The sequence below is a fragment of the Streptomyces rubrogriseus genome (assembly GCF_027947575.1).
Taxonomy (GTDB): Bacteria; Actinomycetota; Actinomycetes; order Streptomycetales; family Streptomycetaceae; genus Streptomyces; species Streptomyces rubrogriseus.
In genome coordinates this window covers 7,989,008-8,012,527 of sequence record NZ_CP116256.1, presented here as the reverse complement: position 1 = coordinate 8,012,527, position 23,520 = coordinate 7,989,008, and the positions used below count along the sequence as shown (strand labels likewise).

Below are 23,520 nucleotides of genomic sequence, written 5' to 3'. Positions count from 1 at the left end.
CAACGGGAACCGTTAATTCCTGCCGCCCGCCCGACAAGAAACAGCCAAAGTGCGAGCGTATTTCGCGGCTTTTGTTCCCTTTGCGTGACCCGACTTGACCCGAATTCAGGCGAATTCTCGCCACATTCCGGACCGGGTGCGTCCAGATTTCTCGTCCGATTGACCTGTTGCAGACGGCAGTTGGACAGATACATTCAGCCGCGGTCGACGCGTTCCGGCGCACGCCCCCAGTCGTGAGGGGGCGAGGTCTGACCCGGGTCCGCGAAGTGCGGATCTGTGCAAGGGCCAGTAATAGGGGAGTTAGGCATGGCTCAGGGCACCGTCAAGTGGTTCAACGCGGAGAAGGGGTACGGCTTCATCGCGGTCGACGGTGGTGCGGATGTTTTCGTCCACTACAGCGCGATTCAGATGGACGGCTACCGCACCCTCGAAGAAGGCCAGCGGGTCGAGTTCGAGATCTCGCAGGGTCAGAAGGGCCCGCAGGCCGACATGGTTCGCCTCAGCGCCTGAGACGCGCGGCCACCGCAGCACCCGGTCTTCATCCGAAGGGCCCGTACCTCCAGGGGTACGGGCCCTTCGGCCTGCCCGGACGCCCGTCACCCCCTTGTTCGCGGGGGGCTGAGCGAGCGGCCCGATCCCCGAGAGGCGCTTGCACTCGGCATGGTCGAGTGCTAATCATTGCGTTAGCACTCTGAAGGTGAGAGTGACAACGAAGGACCGGGTCGGTGAGGCCCGCAGGCCGGGTGGGGAAGGAACCACAAGGCCGGCGAGCCGTCCGTCGCGGGCGCGGGCGCGGTCCGAAGGAATCACCCCCAGTCCTGGAGGGACCACTTCACATGGCCAAGATCATCGCGTTCGACGAGGAGGCGCGGCGCGGCCTCGAGCGCGGCATGAACCAGCTCGCGGACGCCGTCAAGGTGACGCTCGGCCCCAAGGGCCGCAACGTCGTCCTCGAGAAGAAGTGGGGCGCCCCCACGATCACCAACGATGGTGTCTCCATCGCCAAGGAGATCGAGCTCGAGGACCCGTACGAGAAGATCGGCGCCGAGCTGGTCAAGGAAGTCGCCAAGAAGACGGACGACGTCGCCGGTGACGGAACGACCACCGCGACCGTTCTCGCCCAGGCCCTGGTCAAGGAAGGCCTGCGCAACGTCGCGGCCGGCGCCAACCCGATGGCCCTGAAGCGCGGCATCGAGAAGGCCGTCGAGGCCGTCTCCGCCGCCCTGCTGGAGCAGGCCAAGGACGTCGAGACCAAGGAGCAGATCGCCTCCACGGCCTCCATCTCCGCCGCCGACACCCAGATCGGCGAGCTCATCGCCGAGGCCATGGACAAGGTCGGCAAGGAAGGCGTCATCACCGTCGAGGAGTCCCAGACCTTCGGTCTGGAGCTGGAGCTCACCGAGGGTATGCGCTTCGACAAGGGCTACATCTCGGCGTACTTCGCCACCGACATGGAGCGTATGGAGGCGTCGCTCGACGACCCGTACATCCTGATCGCCAACTCCAAGATCGGCAACGTCAAGGACCTGCTGCCGCTCCTGGAGAAGGTCATGCAGTCGGGCAAGCCGCTGCTGATCATCGCCGAGGACGTCGAGGGCGAGGCCCTGTCGACCCTCGTCGTCAACAAGATCCGCGGCACCTTCAAGTCCGTCGCCGTCAAGGCCCCGGGCTTCGGCGACCGCCGCAAGGCCATGCTCGGCGACATCGCCATCCTCACGGGTGGTGAGGTCATCTCCGAGGAGGTCGGCCTCAAGCTGGAGAACGCCACGCTGGACCTGCTGGGCAGCGCGCGCAAGGTCGTCATCACCAAGGACGAGACCACGATCGTGGACGGCGCCGGTTCGGCCGACCAGGTCCAGGGCCGCGTCAACCAGATCCGCGCCGAGATCGAGAACAGCGACTCGGACTACGACCGCGAGAAGCTCCAGGAGCGTCTGGCGAAGCTGGCCGGCGGCGTGGCCGTCATCAAGGCCGGTGCCGCCACCGAGGTCGAGCTCAAGGAGCGCAAGCACCGCATCGAGGACGCCGTTCGCAACGCGAAGGCGGCCGTCGAGGAGGGCATCGTCGCCGGTGGTGGCGTGGCCCTGCTCCAGGCCTCCCAGGTCTTCGAGAAGCTGGAGCTGTCGGGTGACGAGGCGACCGGCGCCAACGCCGTGAAGCTCGCCCTGGAGGCCCCGCTGAAGCAGATCGCCGTCAACGGCGGTCTCGAGGGCGGCGTCGTCGTGGAGAAGGTCCGCAACCTGACCGTCGGCCACGGCCTGAACGCCGCCTCCGGTGAGTACGTCGACATGATCGCCGAGGGCATCATCGACCCGGCGAAGGTGACCCGCTCTGCCCTGCAGAACGCCGCCTCCATCGCCGCGCTGTTCCTCACCACCGAGGCCGTCATCGCCGACAAGCCCGAGAAGGCCGCTCCGGCGGGCGCCCCGGGCGGCATGCCGGGCGGTGACATGGACTTCTGATCGACCGGTTCCGGTTGATCGACCGTCCAGTACGGACCGAGGGCGGCACCCCCCGAGAGGGGGTGCCGCCCTCGGGCGTGTCCGGCCCCCGCCCACCCTCGCCCCCGCCCACCCCTCGCCCCCGCCCACCCCTCGCCCCCGTCCGCTATGGCCCGGGTCACATCGGGGCGCCGGGCGGAATGGCCCGGTGGGGCGGGCCCGTTCCCGTTGTAGTGCGATGAATGCGCGCGCACATACCGCCCGGTACCCACCTCAGGAGCCCCCACGTGACCGTCACCCCCGCCGAGGCCGCCACCCGCGCCGCCCAGCTCCTCGCCCGCCCGGCCACGCTCAACGGCCTCACCGTGCCCAACCGCATCGCGATGGCGCCGATGACCCGGATGTTCTCCCCGGGCGGCGTCCCCGGCGAGGACGTGGTGTCGTACTACTCCCGTCGTGCCGCCGCCGGAGTCGGACTGATCGTCACCGAGGGCACCTACGTCGGCCACGACTCGGCCGGGCAGAGCGACCGCGTCCCGCGCTTCCACGGCGAGGAGCAGCTCGCCGGGTGGGCGAAGGTCGCCGAGGCGGTGCACGCGGCGGGCGGCACGATCGTGCCGCAGCTGTGGCACATCGGCATGGTCCGCAAGGAGGGCCAGCCGCCCTTCGCGGCCGCCCCCGCCGTCGGCCCGTCCGGCCTGCGCATCGGCGAGGACGAGCCGACCGGCAGGGCGATGACCCGGCGCGACCTGGACGACGTCGTCGGCGCCTTCGCCGAGTCGGCCGCGGCCGCCGAGCGCATCGGCTTCGACGGCGTGGAGATCCACGGCGCCCACGGCTACCTCGTCGACCAGTTCCTGTGGTCCGGCACCAACCGCCGTACCGACGCCTACGGCGGCGACCCGGTGGCCCGGACCAGGTTCGCCGCCGAGATCGTGGCCGCCGTACGGGAGACGGTCTCCCCGGACTTCCCCGTGATCTTCCGCTACTCCCAGTGGAAGCAGGAGGCCTACGACGCCCGCCTCGCCGAGACCCCGGAAGAGCTGGAGGCCATCCTCGCCCCGCTCGCCTCGGCCGGTGTCGACGCCTTCCACGCCTCCACCCGCCGCTACTGGCTCCCGGAGTTCCAGGACTCGGACCTCAACCTCGCCGGCTGGACCAAGAAGCTCACCGGCAAGGCGGCCATCACCGTCGGCTCGGTCGGCCTCGACGGCGACTTCAACAGGTCCTTCCAGGGCGAGGGCGCCCCCGTCCGCAGCCTCGACAACCTCCTCGACCGCATGGAACGCGACGAGTTCGACCTCGTCGCCGTCGGCCGCGCGCTGCTCCAGGACCCGCGGTGGGCCGAGAAGGTCCTCGCCGGACGCTTCGACGAACTCGCCCCGTACGACGCGGCGGCGATCAAGACCCTGAGCTGACCAGCCCCTCGGCCGAGCGCGGTGCGCGGCACCACGTAGGGTCCGTGGGATGACGATCCCTGGACCCTTGGAGTCAGTGGAACCCGTGGTGCGCACCGGCTGCGGCGCGGTGCGCGGCCGGACCGAGGGCGGCCTGTCCGTCTTCCGCGGCATCCCGTTCGCCCAACCCCCGGTGGGAGAGGGCCGGTTCGCCGCCCCGCGCCGCGCCCGTCCCTGGGACGGCACACGCGACGCGTACGCCTTCGGCCCGCCGCCCCCGCAGGACCTCGGCCCCGGGGGCGCCACCGGCACACCGGACGCCGCCGGGGACGGCGACGACTGGCTGACGCTCAACGTCTGGACCCCCGAGCCCGACCCGGCCGCGCACCGCCCGGTCATGGTCTGGATCCACGGCGGCGCCTACAAACTCGGCCACTCCGGCAGCCCCGCCTACGACGCCCGCCGCATAGCCGCCGACGGCGACCTCGTCGTCGTCACCCTCAACTACCGCCTGGGCATGGAGGGATTCGCCCACATCGAGGGCGCCCCCGCCAACCGGGGCCTGCTCGACCAGATCGCGGCGCTGGTCTGGGTGCAGGAGAACATCGCCGGGTTCGGCGGTGACCCCGACCAGGTCACGATCTTCGGCGAGTCGGCCGGCGCCGGTTCCGTGGCCGCCCTGCTCGCGATGCCCCGGGCGGCCGGGCTCTTCCGGCGGGCCGTCGCCCAGAGCGTGCCGGGCACGTTCTTCTCCCCCGGGCTCGCCGCCGACATCGGCACCGCCCTCGCCGCCGAGCTGGGCCTGCGCCCGACCGCCGAAGACCTCTCGGAGGTCACTCCGGACCAGCTCGTCAAGGCGGGCCAGGCCCTCGCCCCGAAGATGCCGGGCAACGTCCCCCGCTGGGGCCAGGCGGCGCCCACGGTGACCCCGTACGCGCCCGTCGTGGACGGCGAGTTCCTCCCCGTCACGCCCTGGGAGGCGCTGGCCTCCGGCGCGGCCCGCGGCATCGAGCTGATCACCGGTCACAACCGCGACGAGAACCGCCTGTTCACCGCCATGGCGGGCAAGCTCGGCCAGATCGGCGAGGACCGCGCGAACGCCGCGCTGCGCCTGTACGCGCCGGGCGGCGAGGCCGCCTACCGCGCCGCGTTCCCGGACGCGTCGGCCAACGACCTCTACGAACGCGTCCAGACCGACTGGCTGTTCGCGATGCCGTCCCTGCACCTGGCCGAGGCCCACCTCGCGGGTGGCGGCCGGGCCCACGTCTACGAACTCACCTGGCCCGCCCCCGCCTTCGACGGCGCCCTGGGCGCCTGCCACGCCCTGGACATCCCGCTCCTCTTCGGCACCTTCCAGGAGAGCCTCGCGCTGCTCCAGTTCGGCGGCGCGGAGCCGTCCGCGGAGGCGCTGGCCCTGTCCGCCCGCTTCCGCTCCTCCTGGACGGCGTTCGCCCGCACCGGCGACCCGGGCTGGCCCGCGTACGACACGGAGCGGCGGCTGGTGCGGGTCTTCGACACCGAGCCGACCGTCGCGCCCTACCCGGAGGAGACCTCCCGACGCCTGTGGGAGGGCTACGAGTTCGCGCCGCTGCCGCTGGTGGACCCGAGGGCGTGAGCTTCCGAGGGCTCCTGCTGGGCCTGTTCGCCGTCCCGGTCGTCGTCGGCGGGTACTTCCTCACCGAGGCGGCGACCGCCGACGGCACACCCCGGTGCGACGGCATCATCCAGGAGTACGGGGACGCGGAGCGCTCGGGGCCCATGAAGCCCGGGGAGACGTGCGACCTGTACGACTTCACCGACGGCCGCTCGGCGGGCACGCGGACGTACGAGCAGCAGAGGAAGGCGCAGGAGGAGGGGGCGGCGGGCGACTACCGGGCCGGGGGCTGGTGGCTGGCGTACGGTGTGGCCGGGCTGGCCGCGGTCACCACCCACCTCGGCCTGGGACGCCGCCGCGGCTGACTCCGTCGACGCGGACCGACCACGCCTCGGCCTGGAGGCGGTCGACCGAAGAGGTCGTCGAGTCCCTGCGGCAGTCCCTCGGTCGTGCGAACCGCGACAGTGCGCGCCCCAGAGGCGTGGTCGTCCGCGTGGTTCAATGACCGCATGGTGGAGGACCGTGCGTCTCTGGGACCGCTGGAACTGACCGACGGCCGTTGGCGGGTCGGGGACGCCACACGGCCTGACACCCACTGGGTGGAGTTCCGTCCGGACGGGCTCCACCAGCACGAGCCGGACTCCGAGGGGCAGTTGGTCCCGTGGTCCAGGATCATGAACGGCATCAGGATCACCTGGGGCAAGCACCCCTGGGACACGAACAACAGGGGCCTGTACACGCTGAGGGGCATGGTCGCCAGGCGTGACGGCGGCTGGTTGCACATGACGCTGCGCCACCCCTACGAGGACCACCAGCTGCGCTTCGACCAGCACACGCGCCCTTACCGGGCGGTTGACGCGCTCCGCCTCGAAGCCCTGCTGCGGCAGCTCACCGATGAGGGAAGGCTTCAGCTCCTCGGCGACCCGGAATGGGTGGGCCGGGCCGCGGCGCACCTGGCCGGCGGGGAGAACCGCCGGATCACCAGCCGTTCGCTGCGGCAGGCGGTGGCGGAGGCCCTGGCTGCGGCCGGGCCCGTCGGCCCCTGACGGATCACGCGGGCGGCCAGTTGCCCAGGGCCGTGTCGGCCACCCGCTGGAGGTCCTCCCGGGTGGCGCCGCCGGTGGCCTGCACGGAGATGCCGTTGGCGAAGGTCATCAGGTAGCGGGCGATGTGCAGCGGGTCCGTGCCGGGCGGCAGGTCGCCGTCCTCGACGGCCTGCCGGAACCGGTCGCGGAGCTGGGCGACGCCCCCTTCGCGCCAGTCGGCCAGCAGGTCCCGGGCCGAGCGGCCGGTCTCGCCGGCGGCCAGTGAGCCCTGGACGCCCAGGCAGCCGGACGGGCAGTCGGGGCGGGTGCTGACCTGGACGGCACCTCTCAGGAACGCGGTCGCCACCTCGCGTGCGGTCGGTTCCCGCAGGGCGCGGGCCACGTAGGACGCGGGGCCCTCCTCGTAGCGTTCGAGCGCCTTGCGGAACAGGTCCTCCTTGTTGCCGAAGGCCGCGTACATGCTGGTGCGGGTGATGCCCATGGCGCCGGTCAGGTCGGTGAGGCTGGCACCCTCGTAGCCCTGCTCCCAGAAGACCCGCATGGCCTTCTCCAGCGCCTCGTCGGCGTCGAATCCCCTCGGCCGGCCGACCGCCGCCTTCCGTCCCGTCTCCATGCCGCCAGTCTACGTCTTCCGTATCGACCGGTACAGATGTGCTACGGTCCATTTCAGTACCGATCGGTACTGAAGTCATCGGAGGTCATTCACCATGGGACAGCTCGAAGGCAGGACCGCCGTCGTCACCGGCGGCGGCACCGGGATCGGTCTGGCCAGCGCGGTGCGGCTGGCGGACGAGGGTGCGCACGTGTTCATCACCGGGCGGCGCAAGGCCGCGCTGGACGCGGCCGTGGAGATCATCGGTGCGGAGCGGGTCACGGCGGTGGCCGGTGACGTCTCGGACCCGGCCGACGTGGACCGGCTCTACGAAGCGGTCCGCGCCCGCGGCCGGGGGCTCGACGTGGTCTTCGCCAACGCGGCGATCGCCTCGCTGGTACCGCTGGAGGAGATCACCGCGGAGCGGTACGAGGAGATCTTCGGCGTCAACGTGCGGGGCACGCTCTTCACCGTGCAGAAGGCGCTTCCGCTGCTCAACGACGGCGCCTCGGTGATCCTCAACGCCTCCACCGCCGCCGACAACGGCGCCGAGGCGTTCAGCCTGTACGCCGCCTCCAAGGCCGCCGTCCGGACCTTCGCGCGGGGCTGGGCCAACGAACTCAAGGGCCGTGGCGTCCGGGTCAACGCGATCTCCCCGGGCCCCGTCGACACCCCGGGGATCACCAACCTCTTCGACGGCCCGGACCTGTCCGCCGTCCACACGAAGCTGGCCGGGGACACCGCGATCGGGCGGATGGGGCGCCCCGAGGAGGTGGCCGCCGTGGTGGCCTTCCTCGCCTCGGACCAGAGCAGCTTCGTCCTCGGCGCCAACTGGTACGTCGACGGCGGCGAGAACCAGATCTGACCCGGCGGCGATCAGTCCCGGGCCGGTCCGTCCGGCGCGACGATGCGTTCGACCGCGGCCGTGACCAGCTGGTCCCGCTCCTCCTCGGTGAACACGTCCGGCAGGGTGAGTTGCTCGACGATCAGCCAGTTCAGGGCGAGGATGAGCAGCTTGACGGCCATGGCGTCGCCGGGGAGGCCGGACGCCTCGTGGTGGGCGACGTTGGCGGCGACGTCCTCGCGGACGCGTTCGGTCAGCACCGCGCGCAGCTCGGGGCGCCGGGTGGCCTCCAGGCGCAGTTCGAGCAGGGCGAGGTAGCCGGTGCGGAAACCGGCGACCCGGTCGACCAGTTCGCGCATCAGCTGCACGTAGGTGTCACGGTCGCGAGGGGCCGTGCGCTGGCGCGCGAGGGCGGCCTCGCCGGGGTGCAGCCGCTCGTAGACGCGGGCGCCCGCCTGGGTGAGCAGGTCGTCCCGGTTGGCGAAGTAGTTGGACGCGGTGCCGGGCGGGACGGCCGCCTCCGTGTCCACCGCCCGGAAGGTCAGCCCCCGGGCGCCCTGCGCGGCCAGCACCTCGATCGCCGCGTCGACGAGGGCCGCCCGGCGCTGGTCGTTCCGTCTCACCACGTCAGACGCCACCCATCGGCTCGATGTCCACCCGTACCGGCGTGCCCCACACCCGCAGCACCTCGTAGTCGGTGAACTCGTGGACCAGCCGGTACGCCATCGCCGCGTGCGGGCCGCGCAGTTGGGCCGCGATGTACAGCTCGGCCTCGCGGCGGTCGCGGCGCGGGGTGCCGCACAGCTGCCACGCCTGGCCGGTCCACTGCTCGGGCAGCCAGCGCTGCTGGGGCTGCGGCCGGTCGCCCCGGACGCCGTAGCGGGACTGGACCGGCTCGGCGGGCCGGGCCGGCAGCGGTCCGCCGCTGTACTCGGCGCGGCGGGCCGTGCGCCGGCGGGTCTCGCACAGCAGGCACAGGTCGGGGGCGGCACTGTCGACCGGCCCGTTCGGGTGCTCCGGGCAGCGGGTGCTGGGGGCCGCCGTGGTGACGCTCTCCTCCAGCTGGTCCAGCGCACGCTTCAGGTCCGCGCGGACCTCGTGCAGCTTGGCCTCCGGGGTGTCGGCGGTCAGGGCCTCGCCGTGTTCACCGAGGAGGCGCAGGGCGCGGCCCAGGGCGGTCAGCTGGGCGTGGTTCATGCTTCTCAGAATCGCACACGGCGCGGACCGCCCCGGGTCCCCGGCCGGACCGGAGGCGGCGCGGCCGGTCAGCCGAGCGCCGCCGCCAGCGCCGCCCGCAGGTGGCCGCCGGACTCCGCGAGCAGCCGGGCGGCCGTCGGGCCGTCCACGTCGGCCAGCAGGACCAGGATCGCGTGCTTGACCTCGCCGTCGGTCGCCGTCAGGGCACGCTCGATGTCGTCGTCGGCGGCGCCGGTGGCGAGGGCGACGATGCGGCGCGAGCGGGCCCGCAGCTTCTCGTTGGAGGCCCGGACGTCCACCATCAGGTTCCCGTACGTCTTGCCGAGCCGGATCATCGTGATCGTCGACAGCATGTTCAGGACCAGCTTCTGCGCCGTGCCCGCCTTCAGCCGCGTCGAGCCGGTGAGCAGCTCCGGCCCGGTGACCACCTCGATGCCGTGCTCGGCCGCGGCGGCCAGGGCGCTGTCCCGGTTGCAGGCGAGCCCGACGGTCAGGGCGCCGAGCGAGCGCGCGTACTCGACGGCGCCCACGGCGTACGGGGTGCGGCCGGAGGCGGAGACACCGACCACCGTGTCGTCGGCGGTCAGCGCGAGGGCCTCCAGGTCGGCGCGGGCCAGCTCGGGGGAGTCCTCGGCGCCCTCGATGGAGGTGACCATGGCGTCCGGGCCGCCCGCGATCAGGCCGACCACCTGCCCGGGGGCGGTGTTGAAGGTGGGCGGGCACTCGGAGGCGTCCAGCACGCCCAGCCGTCCGGCCGTACCGGCGCCCGCGTAGATCAGCCGCCCGCCGCGCGCCATCCGGACGGCCACGGCGTCGATGGCGGCGGCGATCTCCGGCAGCCGCTCGGCGACGGCGGCGGGCACGGTGGCGTCCTCGCCGTTCATCAGCCGCGCGATGTCGAGCGTGTCCAATTGGTCGATCTCGGCCAGCTCCGGCCGGAACGCCTCGGTCGTCAACGTCTCCAACTGGGAACGGAGATCGGGGTGATGGGGGGTGGAGGTCATGAAGATGCGCTCTTTCCGGTCAATGCTCGATGCTGGGTAGTGCAACGCCCTCAGGGGCGCGGGGAACTGCGCGACCAGCCACCACGAACCCGCGGCCGCCCACGGCGATTACCTGCCACGGTCCGCGCGGAGCGCCCCGTGCCGATGCGCCAACGCCTCGTACGACGCCGCCAGGGCCGGCGCGGCCGCCTCGTACGTCCGCTGCGCCACTCCCACGAAGAGGCAGTCCACGACCAGCAGCTGGCTGGTCCGGGACGACATGGCCGCCGGTCGCAGCTCGCTCTCCCGGGCGGTGGACGTGGTCAGCACGTGGTCGGCGTACTGGGTGACCGGACTGTCGGGGCGGCCGGTGATGGCGATGGTCGTCGCGCCCCGCTCGAAGGCGACCCGGAGCGGTTCGATGACGTCCCCCGTGGAGCCGGAGTGCGTGATCGCCACGGCCACGTCCCCGGCGCGCAGCTGCACCGCGTTGGTGACGGCGAGGTGCGGATCGCCCGGGGCGTGGGCTATGAGCCCTATGCGCAGCATCTTCTGGGTGAGATCCTGGGCGACCAGGTTGGACGCGCCGATGCCGTACACGTCGGTGCGCCGGGCGGCGGTCAGTGCGGCGATGGCCGCGCCGAGCTGGACGGTGTCCAGACCGGCGGCGGTGTCCGCGAGGGTCTGCTGCTCGTCGTAGGCCAGCTTGGCGACCACGTCGGCGATCGGGTCGTCGACCGCGATGTCCGTCGTGATGGCGGGCGCGCGGCCGGACTGCTGCTGGGCGGCCAGCCCGGCGAGCGCGAGGCGCAGGTCGCGGTAGCCGGGATAGCCGAGCAGCCGGGCGGTGCGTACGACGGTCGCCTCGCTGGTGCCGGTCAGTTCGGCCAGGCCGGTGACCGTGAGGGCCGCGCAGCCGGCCGGGTCGCCCGCGACGGCCTCGGCGACCCGCTGCATGGAACGGGTCATCGACGGCGCCAGGGTGCGGACCTTGGCCGCGAGGGCGGCGGGCGCGGGCGGTGCGGGCGGCGCGCTCCCGCCGCCGGTGGCACGGCGGCCCCCGGAAGCGTTCACGAAAGTTTCCTTCACTTCATCGGTCACTCATGAAAGATATTTTCGTTTCGGTCCGCGGGTCAAGAGTGCGCACAATGGGTGCATGAACCCCATCAGCCCCCTGGAGCAGGCCCTGCATGCCGCCCGCGCCCTCGTGCTCGCCGACCTGGTGGCGGGCGAGGTCGCCGAACCGGACGTCGTCTCGCTGGTCGAGGAGTCCGTCGTGCAGCGGCGCTGGTGGGTCGAGCAGTGGCCCGAGGGCGTGGAGTTCGTGGCCGGGCTGGTCGCGCAGGACGTGCAGGACGCGCTGCTGGAGCGGTACGGCCGCTGGCCGCTGTGCCCGGTGTGCGGCTCCGGCGACCCGCACGCGCTGGACGTCGAGCCCGAGCTGGGTCCCGACCCGCACTGGGTGTGCGGCAAGGCCGGCGTGAAGGTCGCGGCGGTCGGCTCGCTGGGCGCGGCCACCGGCCAGGCACCCTCGTGAGGACTTCGGGATGACCCTCTACATCGACCCGCCGACCTGGCCGGGCCACGGACGCCTCTGGTCCCACCTGGTGAGCGACGTCTCCTACGCCGAACTGCACGCCTTCGCCGACGCCCTGGGCGTGCCGCGCCGCGCCTTCGAGCGCGACCACTACGACCTGCCCGCCCACCGGTACGCCGACGCGGTGTCCGCCGGTGCGCTGGAGGTCAGCAGCCGCGAGGTGGTGCGGCTGCTGCACGGGGCGGGACTGCGCCGCCGCAAGGGGGCCGCCGGTGCCGCCCCGGGTGCTCAGCCGCGCAGCTCGTAGGCGAACTGCCCGGCGCCCTCGCCGCCCTCACCGGCCTCGGCGGAGTCCCCGGCCTCGGCGGAGTCCCCGGCGACCCGGGTGAACCCGGCGCGGACGATGACCGCCTGCGACGCCGTGTTCTCCGGATCCGTCGCGGCGCGCACGCACGTCACCGTCTCCCGCCCCAGCGCCCACCCGGACAGCGCGCGCAGTCCCTCGGTCGCGTAGCCGTTGCCCCGGGCCGCCTCGACGAGGTCGTAGCCGATCTCCACCCGGCCCTTCTCGTCCGGCACCCCGTGGAAGCCGATGCCGCCGACCGCGCGCCCGTCCTCGCGCCGGACGAGGGCGAAGACCCCCCACACCGGGCGGTGGACCCCCGTCTCGTAGGCCTTGAGCAGCATTCCGGCGGCGTCCCGGGTGCCCTGGAAGGGTCCGCCGTCGACCCAGGCGAAGCCGCCGTCGCCGCCCGCGGCGAGGTCGGCGGCGGCGGCGGGCGTGACGCCCTGGAGGGTGAGCCGCTCGGCCGGGATCACCAGGTTGTTGCGCCAGCGCCACTCGGTGACCGGGGCGCGTCCGGGCAGGTCGCCGCGGCCGGTGGCCCACAGCAGGGTGCGCCAGGGGTCGGTGTCGGGCCGGACGTGCGGGAAGAGCCGGGCGAGGAGGTCCGCGCACCGCTCGGCGGGCGGTGCGTAGGTCAGCCCGAGGCCCTCGGCGATGTCGTGCGTGTGCAGGAACACCTCGGTGATCGCCATCGCGGCGAAGCCCTCGCGGTCCGCGCTGCGGAAGGGGTACGGGTGGAAGGCCCGGACCTCGCGCGGGGTGGTGCGGAGGGTGGCGGCGAGCAGCGCGCCGGTGGTCTCGGCGACCTGGAGCACGTCCTCGTTGCCGGTGCCCTCGTCGAGGGTGATCTCGAAGGGGACCCACGCCTCGGTGGCCCGTCCGGCCAGCTGGCCCGCGTAGGCGACGAGGATGCCCGCGACGTGCTCCGCCGTGTACCGGCAGTCCCACTCCGACCGTCCGGCCCGCACCGACTCCCAGTCCCGGTCCGTCGCCGTGCGCAGCAGCGCCACGGCGCCCGCGACGGCCTCTTCCACCTGTTCCCCGCCCAGTGTCCGCATGCCGGGCAGGCTAGACGCCCGGGGTGTCCGGCAGCGACAGCATTTCCAGCTCGCCGGTGAGGTTGTGGCGGGCGGTGGCCTCCCACTCCCGCCGTCCGTGCGGGGTGTGGAACAGGCTGGGCAGGTCGAGGAGTTGGCGCAGGACCGCGGCGCGGCCCGCGCGGAAGGCCTCGTTCGGCACGAAGTGGTACTCCTCGCGGACGGCCGCCGTGTACGCCGCGTACGCCGACGGCGGCGAGGCGAGGACCGCCAGGTCGGCGTCGCACAGCACCTGGCCGTCGCGGTCGTCGCCGGCCGGGGCGTGCGTGACGGTGAGCCGCACCAGCCGGGCCACCTCGGCGGTCTTCGCCGCCGGGACCCCGACCTCGGGCAGCGCGCGCTCGGCGAGCCGGGCCGAGCGCTCCTCGTTCTCGGACCGGTCGGGCTGGTAGACGGCGTCGTGGAACCACGCGGCGAGGCGGACGACGGCCACGTCGTCGGCGTGCTCCGCCAGGACGTCGACGTGGTCCAGGACCGCGGTGAGGTGCGCCAGGGTGTGGTACCGCCGCTGGGGCTCCTGCCAGCGGGCGAGCAGGTTGTCGGCGTACGGCGCGGGGTCGGGGCCGGAACCGGCGGTGGCACCGCGGGCGGCGGCTCCCGCCAGGGCGTCGGCGAAGCGGGAGCGCAGGGCGTCGAGGTCGGCCATGGCCGCATTCTTCCAGATAATGTTCGTGATAGCTTCTAACCGAATTGCTCGCGTTCCCGGCGGATGGCCGGGCGGGACTCGAAAGGCGGCGGGCGGACCATGCCGGAGGCGCGCACCAGCACCCCGCGCGAGCGGTACCGCACCCAGGTGCGCGCGGAGATCAAGGACCACGCGTGGGAGCAGATCGCCACGGCCGGGGCCTCCGCGCTCTCCCTCAACGCGATCGCCAAGCGGATGGGCATGAGCGGCCCCGCGCTCTACCGCTACTTCGACGGCCGCGACGAGCTGATCACCGAACTCATCCGGGACGCCTACCGCAGCCAGGCCGACACCTTCCGCGCGGCCGCCGCGTCCGGCGCCGACCTGGCCGCTCTCGCGCACACCCTGCGCGCCTGGGCCCTTGACGACCCGCAGCGCTACTTCCTGATCCACGGCACCCCCGTCCCCGGCTACCACGCGCCGGGCGACATCACCGAGATCGCCGCCGAGACCATGGCGGTCATCGTCGACGCCTGTGCCGCGCTGCCCGCGCCGGACGGCACCGACGTGGCCTTCGACGCGCACCTCGAGGCCCACCGGCAGTGGGCGGGCGACCGTCCGGTGCCGTCCGCCGCGCTCCACCGCGCCCTGTCCTTCTGGTCCCGGCTGCACGGCGTCCTCTCCCTGGAACTCGCCGGGCAGTTCACCGGCATGGGCTTCGACCCCGCTCTTCTCTTCGACGCCGAACTGAAGGACCTGCTGGGCCCCTAACGTGGAGTCCATGACGACTCCCGCAGACCTGCACGACGTACGCGACCCCGAGCTGCCCGGCCGGCTGCTGACGCTCGAACGCGACGAGCTGGTACCCCTGCTGCGCTCCCGCGCGGACGCGGACTTCGCGCTGCCGGTGGCCGCGTGTCCGGGCTGGACCGTGCGCGACGTGCTGGCGCACTGCTCCAGCGCCCTGATCCGGGTGGTGGAGAAACGCTTCGAGAAGGGCGTCTTCTCACCCGAGTGCAACGAACGCGACATCGCCGAACGGGCCGACTGGAGCAACGCCCGGATCATCGACGAACTGGAGCGCGGCATGACCGAGGCGGGCCCGGTGATCGCCCGGTCGGACGGCAGGCTGGACGCCGTCGCACTGGGCGAGTGGGTGCACGCCGGCGACGTACGGGTGACCTTCGGCGAGCCGGGGGCGTACGCGGGGCGCGGGCTCCCCGAGGCGCTCACCCTGCTCGGCACGATCACCCGGGCGCGCGGTCACGTGCCGCTCCACGCCGACCTGGACGACCTCGACGAGCCGCTGAAGCTGGGCGAGGCGAGCGGTGAGCGGCCGCCGGGCCGGTACATCGGCGACGGTCCGACCCTCCTGCGGCTCTACGCGGGCCGCCCCCTGGACGGCGCGGCGGCGTACGAGCTGGCCGGGGTGGAGGCGGCGGAGCTGAACATCTTCGGCGACTGAGCGGCGACGTGGGCCCCCGGCCTGCTGTCGGGGCGTAGTCTTGGATTGGACTAGACCTGTAGCAGGCCGACGAATGGGGTCCCATGAGCAAGCGTGCAGTCCTGGAGGTGATCGCCCTCGACGCCGAGGACGCGGTCGCCGCCCAGGCCGGAGGCGCGGATCGCCTCGAACTGGTCACCGACATGGCGGCCGACGGACTCACCCCGTCGGCCGCGACCGTCGCCGCGATCCGCGCCGCCGTCGACATCGACGTACGGGTGATGCTGCGGCTCGCGGACGGGTTCGCCGCCGGTGACGTCGAGCGGCTGACGCGCGTCGCCGGTGACATGCGGGAGGCCGGGGCCACGCAGTTCGTGCTGGGGTTCCTCGACGCGCAGGGCGACGTGGACCTCGGGGCGGTGGAGCGGATCGCCGAGGTGCTGGACGGGTGCCGGTGGACGTTCCACCGCGCGATCGACCGGGCCGCGAGCCGGGACGCGTTGCGCAAGCAGCTCGCGGACTTCCCGGGCCTGGACACGTATCTGACGGCCGGGGCGGCCGGTGGCGTGGACGACGGCCTGAACGTGCTGCTGGCGGAGGCGCGGCGGCGCGGCGAGCCGGGGTACGAGCAGCAGCTGCTGGTGGGCGGCGGGCTGCGGCTCGACCACGTGCCGGGACTGCTGGACGCGGGGATCGACGGCTTCCACATCGGCGGCGCGGCGCGGCCCGCGGGGTGGGACGGGCCGGTGTCGGCGGACGCGGTTCTGGAGTGGCGGAGGGTGCTCGGGGGTTGAGTGGTGCACCTGGGCTGGTGCTCGCGAGGGGTGGGCGTCACTTGCCCGCGTTGGCGGGTGCCGCTGCGTCCACCCGTGCCGCCTGGGGGTACCTCCCAGGCCGTTCAGGCACTGGGGGAGGCACGACTGCCCGCAGCTACGCGGGTCAGGTCAGCTGTGGCGGCAGCCCCGTCGCGTGGGTGACGACGAGGCCCGAGACCGCTCGGGTCAGGGCCACGTACAGGCGGCGCAGTCCCGTCCGTTCGTCCGGCTCGCCGTCCACCACGGCCTGCGGCTCGTCCAGGACCACGTAGTCGTACTCCAGGCCCTTGGCCAGCGAGGCCGGGACCAGGGTCAGGCGGGTGGCGTGGGTGGTCTCCTCGCCCGGGCCGACGTGGCCGATCCCGGCCGCCGCCAGGGCCGCCGCCAGCTCCGGCACCCGCGCGTCGGCGGCGATCAGGCCGACCGAGCCCTCGCGTTCCAGCAGCTCACGGCAGGCGGCCAGCACGTCGGCCGTACCGTCCGGGGCCGTACGGATGTCGAAGAAGCCCGGGTTCTCCCGGATCGACGCGACCGGCGTCAGACCCGGCGCGATGTGCGGCAGCAGCCGGGACGCGTACGCGATGACGTCCGTCGGCACACGGAAACCGGCCGTCAGCTCCTCGACCACCGCCTCGCCCTTGCCCAAATGCCCCAGCGCCTCCGCCCAGCTCCGGGTCGCCCACGGCGTGGTGCCCTGCGCCAGGTCGCCCAGGACGGTCGCCGAGCCGGTGGTGCAGCGCCGGCCCACCGCGCGGTACTGCATCGGGGACAGGTCCTGCGCCTCGTCGAGGACCACGTGCCCGAGGGAGTGGGTGCGCTCGATCAGGTCGGTCGCCTCGTCGATCAGCACGGCGTCGGCGGGTGACCACTTGGCCGACTTCACCGAGCGGGCCGGCTTCACCCACAGCACCGCCTTCTGCTCGTCCTCGGTGAGGATCCCCTCGGCGTGCTCGGCGAGGAAGTCCGCGTCGGAGAGAAGGCGCAGGACCAGCTTGGCGGGCTCGACCTGCGGCCAGACCGACTTCACCAGCGCCTTCACGGCCGCGTTGCGCGCCACCGCGTTCTGCACCCGGTCGTCCGGCGCCTCGCCGGCCCGCTCCATCTGCACCAGCACGGCGTGCGCGATCCGCTGCGGCAGCGCCTCGCGGGCGGCGCCGTAGCGGATGTCCCGGGCGAGCAGCTCGCGGACGATCTCCTCCAGCTCGTACACCGGCACCCGCCAGCGTCGCGAGCCGCGCACCACGACGACGCCCTCGGCGGGCGGGACGACGTGGGAGTACAGGGCCCGGCGCAACACCTCCGCCATTCGCGCGTCGCCCTTGATCACGGCCGTCGCCGCCTCGTCCGTGCCGCGCACCTCGACGTGGGCCACCAGGTCGTCGACGGTCGCCTGGCGCACCGTCAGCTCGCCGAGGGCCGGCAGGACCTGCTCGATGTAGTGCAGGAAGGACCGGTTCGGGCCGATCACCAGCGTGCCGGTGCGGGCCAGGCGCTCGCGGTGCGCGTACAGCAGGTAGGCCACCCGGTGCAGGCCGACGGCGGTCTTGCCGGTGCCGGGGCCGCCCTGCACGCAGACCGAGCCGGCCAGCCCGGCGCGCACGATCTGGTCCTGCTCGGGCTGGATGGTCGCCACGATGTCCCGCATCGGTCCGACGCGGGGCCGCTCGATCTCCTGCTGGAGCAGCTTGCTGGTGGTCGCCGCCTCGGCCGGGTCGAGGAGGTGCTCGTCCTCGTACGCGGTCAGGTCGCCGCCGGTGTAGCCGAAGCGGCGGCGCAGCGAGACGTCCTGCGGGTCCTTCTTCGACGCCCGGTAGAACGGCTGGGAGACCGGTGCCCGCCAGTCGATCACCATCGGGTCGCCGTCCGCGTCGTGCACGTGCCGCCGCCCGACGTAGAAGCGCTCCCCGTCCCCGCCCTCGGCCTGTTCGGCCCCCGGGGCGTGCAGGTAGTCGAGCCGGCCGAAGAACAGCGGGGTCTCGCTGAGGTCCGCGAGCGCCTTGATGCGCTGCTCGATCTGGTGCTCCAGGACGGCGGCGTTGACCCAGTTCGCCGTCACGTCGGTGATGTCGAGGGACTCGACGTCCTCGCGCATGGCGCGCAGCGCGGAACGTGACGCGGCGAGGTGGGAGCGCTCTTTGGAGAGGGGGTCGTCGTGGACGGGCGTGGACAAGGGGGTGCCTCCGGATGACCTGCGGTGTGGTGGGCGCGCTGTCGGCGCGCGACGAACCGTCCGGTTTCCGTCCGGACGGCAGCACTCCGTGGGGAGGCGGGCAAGAGCGGAGATTCTAGGGGAGCGGACGTGGCGCGGGCCAACCGTTTTTCGCGGTCCGGGGCCCCCGACCCGTGGTCGACCCCTAGGGGATCACGTCATCCGCGCTGGGGGATGCGCTCCCTCCAGGGTCGTAGCCGAGGTGTGCGGGGATTGGGTCCGTAGACCGATGCCGGTCGGGGGGTGGCGGTCGCACCATGGAGACATGAGCGCAGCAACCATCTCCCCCGCCCCGGCACCGGGCCGCGCGTCCGGTGCCACGCCCGTGGCCGGCAGCCACCGGCACCGGCTCGGTGACACCCTGCGCGCGGTCAGGGTGTTCGCGGGCGCCGCCTTCGACGTGGTCGTCCTCGGCGAGTACGGCGAGGAGGCCGGCGTCCGCCGTCACTGAACGTCAGCCGAGGACCTCGTCCGCGTCCATGATCCGGTAGGCGTAGCCCTGTTCCGCCAGGAAGCGCTGGCGGTGGGCGGCGAAGTCCTGGTCGAGGGTGTCGCGGGCGACGACCGAGTAGAAGTGCGCCTGGTGGCCGTCGGCCTTCGGCCGCAGTACCCGGCCCAGGCGCTGGGCCTCCTCCTGCCGCGAGCCGAAGGTGCCCGACACCTGGATGGCGACCGTCGCCTCCGGCAGGTCGATCGAGAAGTTCGCGACCTTCGACACGACGAGCACGCTGATCTCGCCCTGCCGGAAGGACTCGAAGAGCTTCTCCCGCTGGGCGTTGGTCGTCTCGCCCTTGATGACCGGCGCGCCCAGGTGCTCGCCCAGCTCGTCGAGCTGGTCGATGTACTGGCCGATGACGAGGATCTGCTGCCCGGCGAACCGCCGCACGATCGCCTCCGTCACCTTCCGCTTGGTGTCGGTCGTCGCGCAGAAGCGGTACTTCTCCTCCGTCTCGGCGGTGGCGTAGGCGAGCCGCTCGGAGTCGGTGAGGTTGACCCGGACCTCCACGCAGTCGGCGGGCGCGATGTAGCCCTGCGCCTCGATCTCCTTCCACGGCGCGTCGAACCGCTTCGGCCCGATGAGCGAGAACACGTCCGACTCGCGGCCGTCCTCGCGGACGAGGGTGGCGGTCAGGCCGAGGCGGCGCCGGGCCTGGAGGTCCGCGGTGAACTTGAAGACCGGCGCCGGCAGCAGGTGCACCTCGTCGTAGACGATCAGCCCCCAGTCCCGGGAGTCGAACAGCTCCAGGTGCGGGTAGACGCCCTTCCGCCGCGTCGTCAGCACCTGGTACGTGGCGATGGTGACCGGCCGGATCTCCTTGCGGGTGCCGCTGTACTCGCCGATCTCGTCCTCGGTCAGCGACGTCCGCTTCACCAGCTCGTGCTTCCACTGCCGGGCGGAGACGGTGTTGGTGACCAGGATCAGCGTCGTCGACTTGGCCTGGGCCATCGCCCCCGCGCCGACCAGCGTCTTGCCCGCGCCGCAGGGGAGCACGACGACACCGCTGCCGCCGTGCCAGAAGTTCTCCACCGCCTGCTTCTGGTACGGGCGCAGCGCCCACCCGTCCTCGGCCAGCTCGATGGGGTGCGCCTCGCCGTCGACGTACCCGGCGAGGTCCTCGGCGGGCCAGCCCAGCTTGAGCAGCGTCTGCTTGATCTGCCCGCGCTCGGAGGGGTGCACGGCCACCGTGTCGGCGTCGATGCGGTTGCCGACCAGTGGCGCGATCCGCTTCGACTTCAGCACCTCCTCCAGCACCGGCCGGTCGGTGGTGGTCAGGACCAGACCGTGCGCCGGGTGCTTGGAGAGGGTGAGGCGGCCGTAGCGGTCCATCGTCTCGGCGATGTCGACCAGGAGCGCGTGCGGCACGGGGTAGCGGCTGTACTCGACGAGCGCGTCCACGACCTGCTCGGCGTCGTGGCCCGCCGCCCGCGCGTTCCACAGGCCCAGCGGGGTGACCCGGTAGGTGTGGATGTGCTCCGGCGCCCGCTCCAGTTCCGCGAACGGCGCGATGGCCCGACGGCAGTCGCCGGCCTGCTCGTGGTCGACTTCGAGGAGCAGGGTCTTGTCGGACTGGACGATGAGCGGACCATTCACGGGCGGCACCCTTTCGCGTGCGTACGGCCGGACGACGGCTCGGCCAAACGTCAAGTGTGCCTGATCGCGGGCCCGGGCCTACCGGAGAGCGATGTTGATGTTGTTGATGAGCGGGCCCTCCAGCGCGGCGGCCTTCGGGGCGAGGGCGCCGAACAGCGCCGCGGCGGTGATCAGGGCGGCGACGGAGACGGCGACGGCGGATCGGGCGGTGGTCCGGCCGGCGGACCGGTCCGTACCGGGGGCGGGGGTCTTGCCGCGCATGGGAGGCCTTTCGGGGTTCTCGGGGGACGGCGGGCGGGCCGGGCCCGGAAGGGCCGGGGCCCGGCCCGCCGCCGGGGACGCGGTGGGCGGACGGTCAGAGGGTGAGGCCTCCGCCGAGGTCGATGCCGACCGCGGCGGCATCGGCGGCGAACGCCGCGAGCAGGGCCGCGGTGGAGGTCAGGACGGTGGCGACACGGCGAACGGCAGTACGCATCGGGTTCTTCCCTTCGGTCGGTTTGCAGGGCACCCGGTGGCTGCCCGACCGCCCGTGACCCGATGCGGTTTATGAAAAAAGCTCCCTCGCAGGTGCGAATCACCCGGCGTGGCGTGCATGAACCACCGCGTACACCCGAAAGTGCGCCGCGCGTCGTACGCGGGAGCCGGTCCGGATCAGCCCGCGTCGTCGGCCAGCTCGGCCACGCCCGTGACCCGGTGCAGCGGGTAGGTGCGCACCTCGTCCGCCGTGTGGTCGTACGCCGTGACGAAGCCGCCCTCTACCCGGATCGGCGCGATCACGCGCTGGCTGGCGGCGCCCTCGGCGTTCACGTAGCCGATCCACAGCGCCTCCCCGGTCAGGACCGCCGCCTGCATCGTGGCCAGCGTCTCGGCGGCGCCCGTGCGGGGCAGCGTGCCGCCCGGCGTGCCGTCCTCGCCGCCGCCCTCGCCGTCCCCGGGGCCCGGCTTGCGCGGGGTCGTGGAGGCCAGGTCACCGGCGCGCACGGCCCGGATCGCCGCCGTCAGGAGCGTGTCGTCGGGCGCCGGCGGACCGTCCGGGACCGGTTCGGGGGCGGCCCGGGGCGGGGTGCGGTGCGAGTCGGCGCGGGCGATCAGCACGTCGCCCGCGGCGGACTCGGCGGCCGGCGCGAACCCGATCGCGCGCAGCCCGTCGAGCAGTGCCGCCGGGTCGGCCTGCGCGGCCAGCACGGTGGGCGCCAGGCGGCGCAGGCCCAGACCGGCGGCCCGCTTGTCGGCGAGGATCTCGTCCAGCGTCGCGTCGTCGTCGCAGCGCACGTACGCCGAGGCCGCGCCCACCCGCAGCCGCCCGTGCCGCCGGGCCACGTCGTCGATCAGGTACGTCAGGGGCTGCGGCACCGGCGTACGGGAGTGCCGGGCCAGGAACGCGTGCAGGTCGGCGGCGCTCTGCCCGGCGTCCAGCGCACGGCGCACCGAGCCCGGCGTGAACCGGTAGACGGTCGCCCCGCCCTTGGACTCCACGTCCGCCAGCACTCCCAGCACGTCGGCCAGCCCGCGCTCCAGCGGCCCCGGCGCCACCGCCGTCAGGTCGGCCTGGAGCAGCACGTGGTCCAGCGGTTCGGGGAAGAGCGGGGCGAGCAGCCGGGCGGCCGTCGCGGTGGCCGCGGCCCGTTCGGCGGGGGTCGGGGGAGCGGTCACCGGGGGCGTGCGGTGGTGGTGGACGGGGAGCTTGTCGCCCGGGCCCCCGGGTCCCCCCGGGTCCGTGGCCGTCGCCGGACGGGGTGCCTCGGGCGCGCCGATCAGGGCCCGCCCCGGTGCCGCGAGGGCGCCGCGCCCGGTGACGCCCAGCAGCTCGGCCTCGGACAGCGTCCACCGGGCGATCCGGCTGCGCAGGTCGTCGTCCCTCGCCTCACCGGTGCCGGTCTCCCGCTGCTGCTGCGGGCCGCGCAGCGGGCGCTCCCAGCGCAGCCGGGCCAGCACCGACTCCGCGACCGGCGAGGCGCCCTCGGGCAGTCCCGCCAGCAGGGCCAGCACCCGGTGCCGCACCTCCGGCGCCGCCGAGCGGTCCAGGTTCGGGCCCAGCGCCGAGAGCGTGCGGTCCTTCGCGTCCCGCCCGCCGACCACGCCCGGCGTCCGGGTCGCGGTCAGCCACGTCCCCGCCAGCCGCGCCCAGCGCTCGGCGGGCGGCAGCTCGCGCCACTCGTCGTACGCCGGGGTCGCCGCGTACCGCTCGTCCGCCTCCCCGTCGGAGGCGATCAGACCGGCCCCGTAGGCCAGTTCGACCCAGAACGCGGCGACCGGCTCGGGGACGTCCAGGGCGACGGCGGTCCGCTTCAGGTCGCGCACGCTCAGGCCGCCGGCCCGCAGCACCGTCGGACCGCCCTCGTCCCACTCCTTCAGCAGCTCGTCGACGGTCGCCAGCGCCGCCAGCGCCTGCCCGGCCGCGGTGGCGTCCACAACCTGTGGACGGTGCGTGGCGGCCGCCTCCACCGGCGGCGGCACCGGCTCGGGCGCCCGGTGCGCCCGGCCCGCGCGCAGGTGGAGGGCGACCTCGCGGGGCAGCACGACCGTGCCGGGCGCGGTCGGCAGCAGCAGGCCGCGGTCCAGGAGCGCGCGCAGGTGGGCGGCGGGGTCGTGGGTGACCTGGCCGTACGGCGGCCCCCACACCAGCCGGTCCAGCACCTCCCGGGACTCCCCGGGCAGTTCGGCCAGGAGCGCGGCCATCCGCCGCCGGTCGGCGAACAGGCCGCCGAGCGCGGACACGGCGGAGACCGCGTCGTGGGTCGAGGGCAGGCCGACGGCGGCGAGGATGTCCTGGATCCGGCCCGGGGACATGCCCGCCGTGGCCTCCCGCACGGTCGGGCCGAGCCCCGTCGGGGACGGATGCTGCGGGGAGGGCGCGAGCAGCTCGCGGGCGGTGCGCACCAGCCGCAGCCGGTCGTCGGCGCCCCACACCAGCGCCTGTTCGCGCAGCAGGGCGGCGGCCCGGGGCAGCGCGGCCGCGACCGCCGGGTCCTGCTCGTCGCCGCCCATCAGGGCGAGCAGCTCGCCGTAGGACGCCGGGTCCGGAGCCACGGCCAGCGCCTCGGCCGTCTGCAGCGCGAACCGGTCCAGCCGTTCCAGCGCCCGCACGACGGAGGCGCGGGTGCCGGCCCGGGTGGCGAGCTGGGTGAGGTCGGTGGGCACGGGGGTGATGAGGTCGGGACGGCTGCGCAGGAGGGCGGCCAGCGAGACGTCGTCCCGGACGCGGAGCGCCTCCGCGAGGGACCGGGGGGCCGCGGACTTCTCCTCGGTGCTCATCCGGTC

24 protein-coding genes are annotated in these 23,520 nt (G+C 73.6%); 13 read left to right on the top strand and 11 right to left on the bottom strand.

All coding sequences use genetic code 11. The features are described 5' to 3' along the window. The first annotated feature begins 306 nt into the window (after positions 1–306). From Sru02f_RS36125 to Sru02f_RS36100, 6 genes are all read left to right on the top strand, one after another. The gene (locus tag Sru02f_RS36125; RefSeq protein ID WP_004929928.1) at positions 307–510 is read left to right on the top strand and encodes a cold-shock protein; all 204 of its coding nucleotides are present in this window, start codon (positions 307–309) and stop codon (positions 508–510) included. A 326-nt stretch (positions 511–836) separates the two neighbouring features. Then, the gene (gene groL / locus Sru02f_RS36120) at positions 837–2,462 is read left to right on the top strand and encodes a chaperonin GroEL (protein WP_030399380.1); all 1,626 of its coding nucleotides are present in this window, start codon (positions 837–839) and stop codon (positions 2,460–2,462) included. Positions 2,463–2,728: 266 nt separating this feature from the next. Continuing rightward, entirely contained in the window at positions 2,729–3,859 is a 1,131-nt protein-coding gene (locus tag Sru02f_RS36115; RefSeq protein ID WP_109035298.1) for an NADH:flavin oxidoreductase, read from the top strand. A 49-nt stretch (positions 3,860–3,908) separates the two neighbouring features. Continuing rightward, positions 3,909–5,453: a carboxylesterase/lipase family protein gene (locus Sru02f_RS36110; RefSeq protein ID WP_109035300.1), complete on the top strand. Its 1,545-nt coding sequence runs from the start codon at positions 3,909–3,911 to the stop codon at positions 5,451–5,453. Continuing rightward, a complete protein-coding gene (locus Sru02f_RS36105; RefSeq protein WP_109035302.1) occupies positions 5,450–5,797 on the top strand; it encodes a hypothetical protein in 348 nt (115 codons plus the stop codon). The genes Sru02f_RS36110 and Sru02f_RS36105 overlap by 4 nt, the downstream gene beginning before the upstream one ends. Positions 5,798–5,941: 144 nt before the next feature. Further along, a complete protein-coding gene (locus Sru02f_RS36100; RefSeq protein WP_109035304.1) occupies positions 5,942–6,478 on the top strand; it encodes a hypothetical protein in 537 nt (178 codons plus the stop codon). Positions 6,479–6,482: 4 nt separating this feature from the next. Here Sru02f_RS36100 and Sru02f_RS36095 read toward each other — a convergent pair whose 3' ends face one another. Continuing rightward, a complete protein-coding gene (locus Sru02f_RS36095; RefSeq protein WP_109035306.1) occupies positions 6,483–7,091 on the bottom strand; it encodes a TetR/AcrR family transcriptional regulator in 609 nt (202 codons plus the stop codon). A 94-nt stretch (positions 7,092–7,185) separates the two neighbouring features. Between Sru02f_RS36095 and Sru02f_RS36090 the strand changes: the two genes are divergently transcribed. After that, on the top strand, positions 7,186–7,935 hold the full coding sequence (locus Sru02f_RS36090) for an SDR family NAD(P)-dependent oxidoreductase (RefSeq protein ID WP_109035308.1): 750 nt from the start codon (positions 7,186–7,188) through the stop codon (positions 7,933–7,935). 11 nt (positions 7,936–7,946) lie between these two features. Here Sru02f_RS36090 and Sru02f_RS36085 read toward each other — a convergent pair whose 3' ends face one another. From Sru02f_RS36085 to Sru02f_RS36070, 4 genes are all read right to left on the bottom strand, one after another. Next, positions 7,947–8,540, bottom strand: coding sequence for a TetR/AcrR family transcriptional regulator (locus Sru02f_RS36085; protein WP_109035310.1), 594 nt, complete (start codon positions 8,538–8,540; stop codon positions 7,947–7,949). 1 nt (position 8,541) lies between these two features. Continuing rightward, positions 8,542–9,111: a hypothetical protein gene (locus Sru02f_RS36080; RefSeq protein ID WP_011029569.1), complete on the bottom strand. Its 570-nt coding sequence runs from the start codon at positions 9,109–9,111 to the stop codon at positions 8,542–8,544. Positions 9,112–9,179: 68 nt separating this feature from the next. Further along, a complete protein-coding gene (gene murQ, locus Sru02f_RS36075) occupies positions 9,180–10,115 on the bottom strand; it encodes an N-acetylmuramic acid 6-phosphate etherase (RefSeq protein WP_109035312.1) in 936 nt (311 codons plus the stop codon). 108 nt (positions 10,116–10,223) lie between these two features. Further along, positions 10,224–11,195, bottom strand: coding sequence for a MurR/RpiR family transcriptional regulator (locus Sru02f_RS36070; RefSeq protein WP_373103682.1), 972 nt, complete (start codon positions 11,193–11,195; stop codon positions 10,224–10,226). 55 nt (positions 11,196–11,250) lie between these two features. Between Sru02f_RS36070 and Sru02f_RS36065 the strand changes: the two genes are divergently transcribed. Beyond that, entirely contained in the window at positions 11,251–11,631 is a 381-nt protein-coding gene (locus tag Sru02f_RS36065; RefSeq protein WP_109035316.1) for a hypothetical protein, read from the top strand. Positions 11,632–11,641: 10 nt separating this feature from the next. Next, positions 11,642–11,938 (top strand): DUF4031 domain-containing protein, encoded by a 297-nt coding sequence (locus Sru02f_RS36060; RefSeq protein ID WP_109035318.1) that lies wholly within the window; start codon positions 11,642–11,644, stop codon positions 11,936–11,938. On the opposite strand, the gene Sru02f_RS36055 is transcribed toward Sru02f_RS36060, so the two are convergent. Together Sru02f_RS36055 and Sru02f_RS36050 are read right to left on the bottom strand one after the other, a co-directional pair. Next, positions 11,920–13,035, bottom strand: coding sequence for a GNAT family N-acetyltransferase (locus Sru02f_RS36055; RefSeq protein ID WP_109035320.1), 1,116 nt, complete (start codon positions 13,033–13,035; stop codon positions 11,920–11,922). The two genes, Sru02f_RS36060 and Sru02f_RS36055, sit on opposite strands and share 19 nt — an antisense overlap. Before the next feature lie 10 nt (positions 13,036–13,045). Then, positions 13,046–13,720 (bottom strand): HD domain-containing protein, encoded by a 675-nt coding sequence (locus tag Sru02f_RS36050; RefSeq protein ID WP_109035323.1) that lies wholly within the window; start codon positions 13,718–13,720, stop codon positions 13,046–13,048. A gap of 99 nt (positions 13,721–13,819) precedes the next feature. Between Sru02f_RS36050 and Sru02f_RS36045 the strand changes: the two genes are divergently transcribed. The 3 genes from Sru02f_RS36045 to Sru02f_RS36035 all read left to right on the top strand — a co-directional run bounded on the left by Sru02f_RS36045 (position 13,820) and on the right by Sru02f_RS36035 (position 15,937). Next, entirely contained in the window at positions 13,820–14,470 is a 651-nt protein-coding gene (locus tag Sru02f_RS36045; protein ID WP_109035814.1) for a TetR/AcrR family transcriptional regulator, read from the top strand. A gap of 10 nt (positions 14,471–14,480) precedes the next feature. Further along, positions 14,481–15,164: a maleylpyruvate isomerase family mycothiol-dependent enzyme gene (locus Sru02f_RS36040; protein WP_109035816.1), complete on the top strand. Its 684-nt coding sequence runs from the start codon at positions 14,481–14,483 to the stop codon at positions 15,162–15,164. 83 nt (positions 15,165–15,247) lie between these two features. Beyond that, positions 15,248–15,937 carry a copper homeostasis protein CutC gene (locus Sru02f_RS36035; protein WP_109035325.1) on the top strand — a complete coding sequence of 230 codons (690 nt, stop codon included), beginning with the start codon at positions 15,248–15,250 and terminating at the stop codon, positions 15,935–15,937. Between the two features lie 145 nt (positions 15,938–16,082). Here Sru02f_RS36035 and Sru02f_RS36030 read toward each other — a convergent pair whose 3' ends face one another. Continuing rightward, on the bottom strand, positions 16,083–18,128 hold the full coding sequence (locus Sru02f_RS36030) for a HelD family protein (RefSeq protein ID WP_109035327.1): 2,046 nt from the start codon (positions 18,126–18,128) through the stop codon (positions 16,083–16,085). Between the two features lie 304 nt (positions 18,129–18,432). Here Sru02f_RS36030 and Sru02f_RS36025 point away from each other — a divergent pair, with 304 nt between their 5' ends. After that, positions 18,433–18,618 (top strand): hypothetical protein, encoded by a 186-nt coding sequence (locus Sru02f_RS36025; RefSeq protein WP_003974657.1) that lies wholly within the window; start codon positions 18,433–18,435, stop codon positions 18,616–18,618. A gap of 3 nt (positions 18,619–18,621) precedes the next feature. On the opposite strand, the gene Sru02f_RS36020 is transcribed toward Sru02f_RS36025, so the two are convergent. From Sru02f_RS36020 to Sru02f_RS36010, 3 genes are all read right to left on the bottom strand, one after another. Continuing rightward, positions 18,622–20,259, bottom strand: coding sequence for a DNA repair helicase XPB (locus Sru02f_RS36020; RefSeq protein WP_109035329.1), 1,638 nt, complete (start codon positions 20,257–20,259; stop codon positions 18,622–18,624). Positions 20,260–20,337: 78 nt separating this feature from the next. Next, entirely contained in the window at positions 20,338–20,520 is a 183-nt protein-coding gene (locus Sru02f_RS36015; RefSeq protein WP_109035331.1) for a hypothetical protein, read from the bottom strand. 390 nt (positions 20,521–20,910) lie between these two features. Next, the gene (locus Sru02f_RS36010; RefSeq protein ID WP_109035335.1) at positions 20,911–23,514 is read right to left on the bottom strand and encodes a helicase-associated domain-containing protein; all 2,604 of its coding nucleotides are present in this window, start codon (positions 23,512–23,514) and stop codon (positions 20,911–20,913) included. Between the last annotated feature and the right edge of the window lie 6 nt (positions 23,515–23,520).

Coding starts and splice junctions, on each gene's coding strand:
- Sru02f_RS36125 (WP_004929928.1), top strand. CDS start 307: ATGGCTCAGGGCACCGTCAAGTGGTTCAACGCGGAGAAGGGGTACGGC.
- groL (WP_030399380.1), top strand. CDS start 837: ATGGCCAAGATCATCGCGTTCGACGAGGAGGCGCGGCGCGGCCTCGAG.
- Sru02f_RS36110 (WP_109035300.1), top strand. CDS start 3,909: ATGACGATCCCTGGACCCTTGGAGTCAGTGGAACCCGTGGTGCGCACC.
- Sru02f_RS36100 (WP_109035304.1), top strand. CDS start 5,942: ATGGTGGAGGACCGTGCGTCTCTGGGACCGCTGGAACTGACCGACGGC.
- Sru02f_RS36095 (WP_109035306.1), bottom strand. CDS start 7,091: ATGGAGACGGGACGGAAGGCGGCGGTCGGCCGGCCGAGGGGATTCGAC.
- Sru02f_RS36090 (WP_109035308.1), top strand. CDS start 7,186: ATGGGACAGCTCGAAGGCAGGACCGCCGTCGTCACCGGCGGCGGCACC.
- Sru02f_RS36080 (WP_011029569.1), bottom strand. CDS start 9,111: ATGAACCACGCCCAGCTGACCGCCCTGGGCCGCGCCCTGCGCCTCCTC.
- murQ (WP_109035312.1), bottom strand. CDS start 10,115: ATGACCTCCACCCCCCATCACCCCGATCTCCGTTCCCAGTTGGAGACG.
- Sru02f_RS36065 (WP_109035316.1), top strand. CDS start 11,251: ATGAACCCCATCAGCCCCCTGGAGCAGGCCCTGCATGCCGCCCGCGCC.
- Sru02f_RS36060 (WP_109035318.1), top strand. CDS start 11,642: ATGACCCTCTACATCGACCCGCCGACCTGGCCGGGCCACGGACGCCTC.
- Sru02f_RS36055 (WP_109035320.1), bottom strand. CDS start 13,035: ATGCGGACACTGGGCGGGGAACAGGTGGAAGAGGCCGTCGCGGGCGCC.
- Sru02f_RS36050 (WP_109035323.1), bottom strand. CDS start 13,720: ATGGCCGACCTCGACGCCCTGCGCTCCCGCTTCGCCGACGCCCTGGCG.
- Sru02f_RS36045 (WP_109035814.1), top strand. CDS start 13,820: ATGCCGGAGGCGCGCACCAGCACCCCGCGCGAGCGGTACCGCACCCAG.
- Sru02f_RS36040 (WP_109035816.1), top strand. CDS start 14,481: ATGACGACTCCCGCAGACCTGCACGACGTACGCGACCCCGAGCTGCCC.
- Sru02f_RS36035 (WP_109035325.1), top strand. CDS start 15,248: ATGAGCAAGCGTGCAGTCCTGGAGGTGATCGCCCTCGACGCCGAGGAC.
- Sru02f_RS36025 (WP_003974657.1), top strand. CDS start 18,433: ATGAGCGCAGCAACCATCTCCCCCGCCCCGGCACCGGGCCGCGCGTCC.
- Sru02f_RS36015 (WP_109035331.1), bottom strand. CDS start 20,520: ATGCGCGGCAAGACCCCCGCCCCCGGTACGGACCGGTCCGCCGGCCGG.
- Sru02f_RS36010 (WP_109035335.1), bottom strand. CDS start 23,514: ATGAGCACCGAGGAGAAGTCCGCGGCCCCCCGGTCCCTCGCGGAGGCG.